This window comes from Synergistota bacterium, assembly GCA_021159885.1.
Taxonomy (GTDB): domain Bacteria; phylum Synergistota; class GBS-1; order GBS-1; family GBS-1; genus AUK310.
Genome location: JAGHDO010000081.1, coordinates 1 through 10852, shown reverse-complemented (window position 1 = coordinate 10852; position 10852 = coordinate 1). Strand labels below are relative to the sequence as shown.

At 44.2% G+C, this 10852-nt stretch carries 9 protein-coding genes; 2 read left to right on the top strand and 7 right to left on the bottom strand.

All coding sequences use genetic code 11. The features are described from left to right. From J7M13_08170 to J7M13_08155, 4 genes are all read right to left on the bottom strand, one after another. Positions 1–682, bottom strand: a 682-nt coding sequence (locus J7M13_08170) for an alpha-mannosidase (protein MCD6363950.1), incomplete at its 3' end; no start/stop codon positions are given. A gap of 2 nt (positions 683–684) precedes the next feature. Continuing rightward, the gene (locus J7M13_08165) at positions 685–2097 is read right to left on the bottom strand and encodes a tripartite tricarboxylate transporter permease (protein MCD6363949.1); all 1413 of its coding nucleotides are present in this window, start codon (positions 2095–2097) and stop codon (positions 685–687) included. A 67-nt stretch (positions 2098–2164) separates the two neighbouring features. Then, a complete protein-coding gene (locus J7M13_08160; protein ID MCD6363948.1) occupies positions 2165–2605 on the bottom strand; it encodes a tripartite tricarboxylate transporter TctB family protein in 441 nt (146 codons plus the stop codon). Next, a complete protein-coding gene (locus tag J7M13_08155; GenBank protein MCD6363947.1) occupies positions 2599–3546 on the bottom strand; it encodes a tripartite tricarboxylate transporter substrate binding protein in 948 nt (315 codons plus the stop codon). The genes J7M13_08160 and J7M13_08155 overlap by 7 nt, the downstream gene beginning before the upstream one ends. Positions 3547–3664: 118 nt before the next feature. Here J7M13_08155 and J7M13_08150 point away from each other — a divergent pair, with 118 nt between their 5' ends. Both J7M13_08150 and J7M13_08145 read left to right on the top strand, forming a co-directional pair. Beyond that, the gene (locus tag J7M13_08150) at positions 3665–4186 is read left to right on the top strand and encodes a type 1 glutamine amidotransferase (GenBank protein MCD6363946.1); all 522 of its coding nucleotides are present in this window, start codon (positions 3665–3667) and stop codon (positions 4184–4186) included. A gap of 66 nt (positions 4187–4252) precedes the next feature. Further along, positions 4253–5995, top strand: coding sequence for a cache domain-containing protein (locus J7M13_08145; protein ID MCD6363945.1), 1743 nt, complete (start codon positions 4253–4255; stop codon positions 5993–5995). A 23-nt stretch (positions 5996–6018) separates the two neighbouring features. Here the strand turns inward: J7M13_08145 and J7M13_08140 are convergent, their stop codons facing one another. The 3 genes from J7M13_08140 to J7M13_08130 are packed head-to-tail and all read right to left on the bottom strand — an operon-like array spanning position 6019 to position 10718. Then, positions 6019–7548, bottom strand: coding sequence for a Na/Pi cotransporter family protein (locus J7M13_08140; GenBank protein ID MCD6363944.1), 1530 nt, complete (start codon positions 7546–7548; stop codon positions 6019–6021). Between the two features lie 4 nt (positions 7549–7552). Continuing rightward, positions 7553–8620: a response regulator gene (locus tag J7M13_08135; protein ID MCD6363943.1), complete on the bottom strand. Its 1068-nt coding sequence runs from the start codon at positions 8618–8620 to the stop codon at positions 7553–7555. Positions 8621–8636: 16 nt separating this feature from the next. Then, positions 8637–10718 (bottom strand): GHKL domain-containing protein, encoded by a 2082-nt coding sequence (locus J7M13_08130; GenBank protein ID MCD6363942.1) that lies wholly within the window; start codon positions 10716–10718, stop codon positions 8637–8639. Positions 10719–10852: the final 134 nt, after the last annotated feature.

Here is a 10852-nt window from a genome sequence, read left to right as displayed (position 1 = left end):
CCCTATCAGGTAGAAAGCGAGAGGAATCCTCGGGCTCAAGATCAAGGTCATAACCATCAAGCAGGATTAAATTATCGGTAAGTTGATATCTCATTTTTCCCACTTCACCCTTTATTCTATCTTTAATAAGCTCTGGAATCCTCCCTAAACCATAAAGACTTCTATAACCACCGTAGAGAAAAATCGTAAGAACCTCGCTTCCGTCGGGAGCACACCATCTAAACTCAGATGAGATTTTATAGGACCCCCTCCAAAGGAAGACATCCCGTATCCCAAAGATTGAATGAATCTGTGGGCTTTGGGATGGATGACCGAAGTTATCGAGAAGCCATCCTACCATCATCGGCTTTCCCAAGTGGCTCGCATCAAGAAGCCCAAGCATAAGATTTCTGAAGAGCGATTCCCCATCCGCTACTCTCCAATCGACCTGACAGTAATATGGCCCAACGAGAACGTTTCCCAAGGATATAAAGCGCTTAAGCTCTCTAAAAATCGGGGGGCTAACATGCCTGAGATCCTCAAGAATCAAAGTCTGTCCATCCAAGATAAACCTGAAGGAGGGGTTCTCTCGGCAGAGGGATATCAACCTTTCACAAAGAGGAATAAGCCACTCACTTGTAAGATGAGCGGGGAGAAACCACTCCCTATCCCAATGCGTATGATGAGCGATAAAAAGTCTCATCTTTATCTTCCTCGCTTTCTATAGATTGCAGGAAACAAAAGAAGGAATATTATTACCCATAGAGCAATGCAGAGAGGTCTCTCGAAAAAGATCAACGGGGAGCCATCAGACAGTATAAGAGCTTGATTCAACCCCTTCTCAGCGATAGGCCCAAGTATAAGTCCCAAGACTATAGCTCCTAAAGAAAAGCCCGCTCTCTGAAGGAAATATCCCATTACACCAAAGGCAAACATCAACCAGACATCAAACATGCTGTTCTTTATAGCATAGCTCCCTATCACCGAGAGTATCGTTATAGCAGGTATCAATATGGCATTAGGCACCGTCGAAACCCTCGCAAATAGAGGAGCCCCGTAAAGCCCAAGAAGAAGCAGAAATATGTTAGCTATAAATAGCGATAGAATAAAAGCATATGTTATCTCACCGAACCTTGTAAAGAGCTCCGGCCCTGGAAGAAGCCCCTGTATCATTAATCCCCCCATTAAAGCAGCTGCAACAGAATTCCCTGGAATTCCCAACGTTAATAATGGAACAAGCGATCCTCCTACAACAGCATTGTTAGCGCTTTCTGAGGCTGCAACGCCTTCTGGATTTCCCTTACCAAAGCCCTCCGGATTCTTAGAGAGCTGTTTAGCTATATTGTAGGATATGAAAGCAGCTATGGTAGCTCCCGCACCAGGAAGTATGCCTACTATCGTTCCTATAATCCCACCTCTTAATATCGTTTTCGACAACCCCTTAGGTAACGATATTTTCCTCAAGCCGAAGGATATTTTGCCCTGAAGCTCCTTAACTATATGGGTCTCAGATGCAAGCTCAAGAACCTGAGACATAGAAAACAAACCTATTAGAGCAGGCATAAAAGATATGCCATCATAAAGATCCACTATACCGAAGGTAAAGCGAAGATATCCGCTTATGGGATCAGTGCCAACCGTGGCGAGAAGAAGACCAATAAATCCAGAGAGAATCCCCTTAAGAAGGTTCCCTCTCGTTAAGGTCACTATGCTCATCAAACCCATAATAGCGAGGAGAAAATACTCCGGAGGGCCAAACCTCAACGCTATTGCAGCTAAGGGAGGAGCCAAAAGAAGAAGAGCTATAGTAGAAATTATTCCTCCCCAAAAACTCGCTACCGTAGCTACGGCAAGAGCAAGGTGCCCCTTCCCCTGACGAGTCAGAGGATATCCATCAAAAACGGTGGCAGCCGCTGCGGGAGTTCCTGGAGTGGAAAGCAATATTGAAGCTATCGCCCCTCCATACATTCCTCCACTATAAACCCCGCCCAACATTGCCAATCCCGTAATAGGATTCATACCAAATGTTACCGGAATGAGAAGGGCAACCGCCATTGTTGCGGTTAAACCCGGAACTGCTCCAATCAGGATTCCCGCCGCAGTTCCAAGAAATGTCATAAATATAACGCCCGGCGTGAAGACATGATGCACAGCAGAAAGAAGAGTACCATAAAACATGTTTACATCACCCCAATATTCCTTTTGGAACCGGAACCGTTAAAAACCTAACGAAGACCAGATATATAAGAAGCAAAAGAATGAGACCGAAGACGATAGCAACCCCTTTTCTCTCAACCTTAAGCAGGAAGGTAAGCGAAAGGAAGAAAAGGAAACTTGCGGAAAAGAAACCCAATTTTCCTAAAAGATATATATAAACTATTCCACAAAGCAGGGTGATTAAAAATCTCCGTGGATATGGTATCCATACTACTTTCACCGATGCTTCTCTGCTCAAGGAAAAAAGCAGGAGCGCTACTGAAAACCCTAAAATACTTCCCCCTATGAACCTGACATATCTTGCCGCTGGAAGTGCCCTTTCGGGGAAAGTAGAAGCATAATATAAAACCGCCCCGGCCAGCACCAAGCCAGCCAGGGCGAAGAAAAAATCCACCCTATTTTTTACCATGGGTGCTTATCATACACCTTCTTCACAGCTTTAAGCTGTTCTTCCAAATACTTCTTATACTGCTCAGGACCCATATAGTTGAGAAGAAGACGGGATTTCTTCGCTGCAGCTATGAACTCCTTATCATGAAATACTTTATAGAAAACACCAACAAGCTTCTTATATGCTTCCTTCGGTATACCAGCCGGGGCAGCAAACCCCCTTGAGGAGTCGGAAATCACCTTATATCCCTTCTCCCAAAAGGTTGGAAGATCAGGAAGATAAGGAAGCCTCTTCTTGGTCATCACCGCTATCCAGCGAAGCTTACCCGCCTGAACCTGACTCCATACCTGAGAAACGTTCATAAAGGCAGCATCCACATGCCCTCCCATTAAAACAGCCTTCTGCTCAGATGAACCGCTGCAGGGAACCTCTTTAAGCTTTATGCCAGCCGCTTCTGAGAAAAGCATCATAGCTATAAAATCATCCCCGCCGGGACCGGTAGTGGCCACTGAGAGTTCGCCCTTTTTCTTTTTAGCAAGAGCAATAAAGTCCTCGAGCGTCTTAACGGGACTATCAGAGCGAACCACAAGTACTCCTGGATCGGTAACACCATTAGCTATGGGCCAGAAATCGGAAAGCTTATAGTGAGCCCTCCCAGCAACTATATGCCCGAGAAGGTGCGGTGTATTGATACAGCCTATGGTATATCCGTCTTTTCTGGCCCTCGCTAAGGCCTCAAATCCTATCTGTCCTCCCGCACCAGGCTTATTAATAACGACTATCGGCTGTCCCAGATACTTCTCGGCAAACTTAGCAACTAAACGTGCCATCGTATCGGTCCCACCGCCGGCTTTAAAGGCAACGATCACAGTTATCGGCTTGGAGGGATAAGCTGCCCATGCCAAACCAGCCGATAGAGAAAAAACCATAAGGAGAACAAGCAGTAATACCTTCCTCATGAGACATCACCTCCAGCTATATAATAATATCACTATCTAAGAATCGCCTCAAGATAGAAAGCGAAAAAGTTATGATAGAATATATTAGACAATTTTCACAAGAAGGGGGTGAAGAAAGGTGGAAAGGCTTTCTGGCAAAAGGATAGGTATACTCGTTGAGGATCTTTTCGAAGATCTTGAGCTATGGTATCCCACATTAAGAATGAGAGAAGAGGGCGCAGAAGTAAAGCTTATAGGCCCCGCTAAGAAAACCTATAAAGGAAAGCACGGCCTTCCCGCCGAGGCTGATCTAACCAGCGCTGAAGCAAATCCTGAAGAATTCGATGCAATTATAATTCCCGGAGGATATTCTCCTGATAGAATGAGAAGAGATGCCAAGCTCATCGAGTTCGTTAAGAAAATGGGAGAAAGCGGAAAAGTAGTAGCCGCCATATGCCATGGTCCTTGGATGCTCATCTCCGCCGGATTGCTAAAAGGAAAAAAAGCTACATCCTTCTTTGCTATCAAGGATGACCTCATTAATGCAGGAGCAAGTTATCTTGATAAAGAAGTAGTCGTAGATGAAAACATCATTACATCACGCACCCCAAAAGATCTACCAGCATTTTGTAAAGCTATCATAGAGAAATTATTGCAATAGTGAATCAGGCATGGTAGAATACCTCTGCCAGCTTTCAGCAATTTCGATTAGGAGGTGCTATTTATATTGAAAAGCGTGAGATTTCGCATTATTATGTTAGGTGCTATCTTTATAGCTTTAGTTGGCATCCTATCCGTTTATGAAACCCATAATTTTCTCAACTCTAACCTGATCGAGGATAGAAAGAAAAAGGCACAGGATCTCGTTGAAACAGTTCTTTCTCTCGTGCAGAAATATTATAGTGAGGCTGAAGCTGGAAAGATAAGCGAGAGTGAAGCAAAGGAAAAAGCAAAAGCGTGCGTAAGCGCTCTAAGATACGGAAAAAGTGGTTACTTCTGGATTAACGATCTTAACTACAAGATGGTGATGCATCCCATAAAGCCAGAGCTCAACGGAAAGGATCTAAGCAATTTAAAGGATCCCACAGGTAAATACTTTTTCAGAGAGTTTGTTAAACTCTGCAAAGAACGCGGTGGAGGATTCGTAAATTACATGTGGCCCAAGCCGGGAAGCGATGTACCTGTTCCAAAGCTTTCCTATGTTAAGCTATTTAAGCCATGGGGATGGATTATAGGTACGGGATTCTATATCGATGATGTTGAAGCGATTCTCGCCCAGTCGAGAAACCAAACCATTCTGGTTTTTGCAATCGCAGTAGCTATCCTAATAGCAGGTTTCTACATATTCTTAAGGATCTTCTTCGCCAAACCGCTCGATGCCCTTCTTCAAACGGTAGATTATCTCTCTAAAACGAAGGATCTATCACATCGCGTGATAGCAAAAGGTGGAGAGGAGTTCGAAAGAATTGCAGAGGAGTTTAATTCCATGATAGAATCCTTTGCCAAAACGGTAAGAGAGATAAGAGCACAAGCAGATAAAACGAGCGGAATAGCACAAGGGCTGGCAGCAGCCATTGAGGAAACAAGCGCCTCATCAAATCAGGTGTCTCAAGCAATAGAGGAAATAAGAAGGGAAACAGAAGGAATTGCAGCCTCCATAGAAGAGCTCAATGCTGGTATAGAAGAGGTTGCAAGCGGAGCACAAACGGTAGCAGATCAAGCATCGAGTGTAGCTGAGCAGGCTGATGAAATGAGAAAAGCGGCAAATCAGGGAAGAGAAGCGATGCTTAAGGTGGTAGAAGCCATTAACTCGGTAGCAAATGTGGCTGAAAGAACCACAAATGTAATGAGAGACCTTGAAGGAGCCTCAAGTGAAATAGGAGAGATAATAAACACCATAACGAGCATAGCCGAACAAACTAATCTCCTCGCCTTAAACGCTGCAATAGAAGCGGCGCGTGCCGGAGAAGCTGGCAGAGGTTTTGCAGTTGTCGCAGATGAGGTTAGAAAGCTTGCGGAGGAAACTGCCAGTGCCGCTAAAAAGATAGGGGACATCATAGGAAGGATCCAAAATATGACCAAACTCGCTGCAGAAGCGGTAAAGGAAGCACATGATTCCGTTAGATCAAGCGTATCTATCGTGGAAACGGTTGAGGGTGAGATAGAAAAGATCGTCAAAGCAGTCGAGGAAACAAGCCAGAGAATAAAGGATATATCCTCAGCCATAGAGAGCCAATCTGCCTCTACCCAGCAGATGGCAGCAGGTGTAGATACGCTCGCTAAATCCGTTACTAATGTGAATGAAATGATAAGAGAGATCGATGAAAACACTAAGGAACAAACCAAGGCGATAGAAGAGGTTGCAAACACTGCAGAAGAACTCGCGGTTATAGCCACAAAACTGCAAGAAGTCATTTCGATATTTAAGTTATCTCAAGAAGCGGAACCAAAGGAAATAATCGAGGCTTAAGAAGTGAAAGAGGGAGGCGAACCTTACCTCGCCTCCCTCACTATATAATAGCACTGGTCTGAGAACCTTCGCACAAAAGAGGAAAAGTCAAGCCATAGGCTATTCCCCTCAAGCTTCTCGGTAATTAAAAATTCCCTTATCTCCCTCTCCATAAAACGCTTAAGGCCCTTCGCCTTTCTTATCATAAGTTTATCAGAAAGAGCAAACGCTCCAAGGGAGACCTTAAGAAGTTCGGACAAATTGTCCATTATCTCTTCTATCTTCTCTTCCCTTCCTCTTGCCTCCCGCTGGAAACCATTTTCCAAGAGAGAGAGAATAGAATCTCTCAAGATTCCACTTGCTTGCTTTATATCCCCTAAGACCGTAAAGAGCCTTAGCTTCTCCTCTGGCATTCCCTCAACCTTACCAACGTAGGAAGCAACCGAATCAACGAGACGAAAGATGGAATCACTAATGCTCGCAAATGGCTCTCTTTTCGTTTCCTCTCCCAAAAGAAGATACTTCGCCCTCAGAAGTTGATATTCAAGCATCTCCCCAACCCTTATCGTTTCCTTAGTCGCAAGATAGCATGCCCATTCTGGAAGAGCGAGAGCTCTCTCTTCCAGAAAAAGCGGTTTTTCAAAATCCTCAACGCCCTCGCGGGAAAAAGCAAATCTAATAGAAAGGCGAACAAGGAAGGAAGTGGAAAACCAGAATAAAATTGCGTTAATCGAGGCAACCTCAAGATGAAGAAGAGCAACTTGCCTTGGGGGATATAAAGAGAGAGCAGATGCAAGTTTAACAAGAGGGAGCGCCATCAGCGAGATAAAAACCGATCCAAGAGCTTTATATATAAAAGATGACCATGCGAGGGCAAGCGCTTCTCTCCTCATTCCAAGAGAGACCAAAAGAACCGTAGAGGAAGCGGCTACATGAGCTCCGAGTATAACGAAAAAAGCCCCTTGAAGTGAAAGCAATCCCTGAGACGCCATCGATAAAGCAAGTCCAAGGGTCAAAGCACTGCTTTGAAAGATGGTGGTGAAGGCAAAACTCAGCGCAAAAAGATAAAGAGGGGACATTTCCTTCTTAAAAAGAGCAAAGACGGGACTCCCTTTTATGGAAGAGAGTGCTTCCTCTGTAAGAAGCATTCCGAAGAAGACTATCGCAAATCCCCATATCACTCTCCCCACATTTCGCGCTTTTCCTTTGAGCCAAAAAGACATGATATACCCTATAAAGAGAAGATATGGTGAATAAGATGAAACCTTAAAGGCAAGTATCTGAGTTGTAATTGTGGTTCCAAGACTGGCACCTATCATTACATCAACAGATTGAAGAAAGGTCAGAATACCCGCATTTATCATACTCGCAAGGAGCGATGTAGCCGCCGTACTACTCTGAACGGCGACTGAAAGAAGCACACCGACCAGCAGAGAAAGGCTTCTGTACCTGCTCACCGATTCGAAGAGCCTTTTTAGTCTTCCTCCAAGAAGCTCCTTAAGTCCTTCACCTGATGTTCTTATTCCAAACAGGAAAAGAGATAATCCTGCAGGTAGAAAGAGAATCTCCCTCAACCGCTCACCCTCTCATTTTCTTCCTTATTTTTTCTTCTATGAGGAAGGAAAGAATTGAAGAAACCTTCTCTTTTGGCTTTATCTCTCGAAAAACCTTCAAAGCCACCTTAACTACCTCAGGGTCAAGCTTCCCCTCTTTTGCATCCTTCTCAATGATTTCGAGAGTCCTTTCCACGCTCATAGGAGGTCTATAAGCCCTCGCGGAAGTACAGGCATCAAAAATGTCCGCAACCGCTAGTATGCTTGCTCCAAGCGGAATCTGGTCCCCACTAAGACCCGATGGATACCCACTACCGTCTAACCTCTCGTGATGGCATCTTATCCAGTCCTTAGCCTCCCCAAGAAACTCTATGGGTTCAACTATCATATATCCCAAAACAGGATGAAGCTTTATAATCTCAAACTCTTCTTTGGTTAACGAAGAGGGCTTTAACAATATGCTGTCCGGTATGCCTATCTTACCTATATCATGAAGAAGTCCTGCAAGCTTAAAAATGCCATCATTTCCGTTAAGCCCCAGCTCTCTTGCTATCAAAGCTGAGTACTCCCCCACTCTTTTACCATGTCCCTCCGTATATGGATCTCGTGCTTCTATAGCACTCGCTAACGCCTTCATTATTCCCTCAGAAAGTCTCTCAAGGCTATCCATCGCATCTCTCAGGGAAACGGTTTTCTCTATTACCTTCCTTTCAAGGTGTTCCTGATAGCGCTTCATTTCAATGTTCGCTTTCCTCTTAGTTAGGGCATCCTTAAGTGTTAATACGAGCTCTTCCACATCAACAGGCTTTCTAAGAAAATCGAAGGCCTCATACTTAACCGCCGCTATAGCCGTGTTAACATCTCCATGCCCTGTAATCAAGATGACCTCCACTAAAGGATCTATATCCTTTATTTTCCTGAGAAGCGTTATTCCATCCATACAAGGCATTCTTATATCGGTTATAACGACATCTATCTCTCTTTCCGAAAGTATTTCAAGCGCTTCCTTTCCATTACTCGCTTCAAAAACATTGAACCCCTCCAGTCTTAGAGCTAAGGCGAGCTCCTTTCTTAAAAGCTCCTCATCCTCCACTAAAAGGACGTCCCCCTTAGGGGGGATGGATTGGGATCTCAACATAGAAAGTCGTTCCTCCTTCCGGATTATTCTCAAAGTATATCCTGCCCCCATGTTCTTCAACGATCCTCCGCGAGATGGGAAGACCCATTCCCGTTCCCTCCCCCTTCTCCTTGGTAGTGAAAAAGGCGTTAAATATCTTATCGGCTATCTCTTCAGGCACTCCCCTACCGGTATCCGAAATCTCAAGTAAAACAGCTGCCTTATCTCGCAAATAACGCGTCCTAATAGTTATCACCCTCTTCGAAGCCTCCTTAAGCGCGCTCACCGCATTAGAAAGAAGATTCACGATCACCTCTTCAATCCTATAAGGATCCCCTCTAAGACGGGGAAGTTTCTCCTCAAGCTCCAATTTCAGCTCTATTCCCGCTTCCTTAAATTCTGGAAGCATTATTCTCTCCACAACATCCTTTATAAGCTCATTCAGATTAAACTTCTCCCTACCCGAGCGCTTAGTACCCGAGGCAAAATCTCTCAAATGCTCCAGAATGCTATCTACACGCTTTAAGTTCTCCTCTATCACATGAATCCTCATCATTACATCAGCTCCAGCATCGGCAAGCCCCCTTTTAAGTGAATATATTGACGCCTTTATCGCAGAAAGTGGCTGAGCGATATCATGAACTACACTTGTTAGCGCCTCTCCAAGGATCGCAAGCCTCCAGGATTCCTCAAGACGCTCCTTCCTTCTCTTTTCATCGCTTATATCGCTTCCCATAAGCAGAAACCTACCATCCTCAAGTGCCCCTACTCTCAAGCGATAAACCTTCCCTTTAACCTCTACTTCCCCTTCAAGATCCCTAATCGCAGTTCTTACTGAATCTCTCTCCTTCGGAGCAAATAAATCGAGCAAATTCTTACCTTTAATTTCCTCTGGATCAACCCCTATATCCTTAACTCCCTCGCTGGCAGAGATTATCCTTAAAGAGGAGTCAAACACTATTATTAAACCGGGAAAAAGCCTCTGACTCTCTTTTAAAACTTCCCAGGTTTCCCTTACCTCCTTCTCACTTCTCCTCAAGCTTTCTGTAAGCTCCTTTACTTTTCCTTTGAGAGAAAGAAGCTCTATGGTATCCTTTGGAGCGGGCCTAAGCCCCTCCCCCGGCTCCTTCTTTTTACGATGAAAAAGCAGTATCATTAAGGAAAACACCGCCGTTAAAGTTATAGCAGAAGCCTTAAGAAACGGAAAAATGGAAAGCCCTTCTCCCAGAATCGCCTCTCTTAAAGCATAAAGAGCGACATACCAGTTCACCCCTGTTCCCAAAGGAATCCTTTTATAGGAAATCTGCCATACCCTATTCTCCTTTCCCTTAAGCTCTAAGACTCCCTCATCTTCTCCCGAGAAAAGCTTATAAAGCAATTTCCTAAGCCCTTGAAGCTCCGTCTCATAGCAAACGAGAGGAGTAAAAGCTCTTCCAATTGCTTCTCCTCCCAGAAGAATCAAGCCTCTATCATCAAGCACGAGATAGCGCCAAGGCGTATTAAACGAAAGAAGAAGTGGATCAAGGACATCAAAGAGCATTACCTTATAATTGACAACGTAAAATAAGGCTCCGTGGAAAACAGCCTTATCCTTAAATACCGGAACATATACTCCAACTCCATCTCTTCCTCCACTTAAGAGAAAAATATCCCCCACAGTTGCGATTCTATAAACATACAATCTTTTAAAAGCCAATCTACCACTTAGGTCTCTGTTAATCATCTCTGGATCTGAAGGATATGTCTGAGTTACTATACCATCTTTTGATATCCTCCCAACGAGGTAAATGCTTCTCTCATGAGCCCTATAAAGCGACATAAGTAAATCTAAAAGCCTCTCCCCACGAAGATCCAAAGCTGCAGGCAAACGAGAAGCGACATAAAGCGACTCCTTAAGAGCATGAATGGTATCTACAAGCGGATAGCTTATCGCTTCAAGAATACCCTTTGAGTTTAAAATCTCTCTATTAAAAAGCTCTTTTTCAAGCATTGATATGTGATAGAGAAAAATCGCCCCCAAGAAAATAGTTAAAAGGAGACACGGAAGTCTAACGAAGAGCCCCTTCTTCCTCATCCCTGCTTCCTAAGGCTTTCCACCAACCTCCTTCTCTTTAAGTTAACCCAGCTTCGAGACCTGCCAAGCTTTAAGGAAATATGCTTATCATTATATCCCCATAGATAATATAGCTCAAGTAACTTTCTCTCCAT

Bases quoted from the DNA above. Each gene is read 5' to 3' on its own strand.
- J7M13_08165 (MCD6363949.1), bottom strand. From the start codon at position 2,097: ATGACATTTCTTGGAACTGCGGCGGGAATCCTGATTGGAGCAGTTCCG.
- J7M13_08160 (MCD6363948.1), bottom strand. From the start codon at position 2,605: ATGGTAAAAAATAGGGTGGATTTTTTCTTCGCCCTGGCTGGCTTGGTG.
- J7M13_08130 (MCD6363942.1), bottom strand. From the start codon at position 10,718: ATGAGGAAGAAGGGGCTCTTCGTTAGACTTCCGTGTCTCCTTTTAACT.
- J7M13_08155 (MCD6363947.1), bottom strand. From the start codon at position 3,546: ATGAGGAAGGTATTACTGCTTGTTCTCCTTATGGTTTTTTCTCTATCG.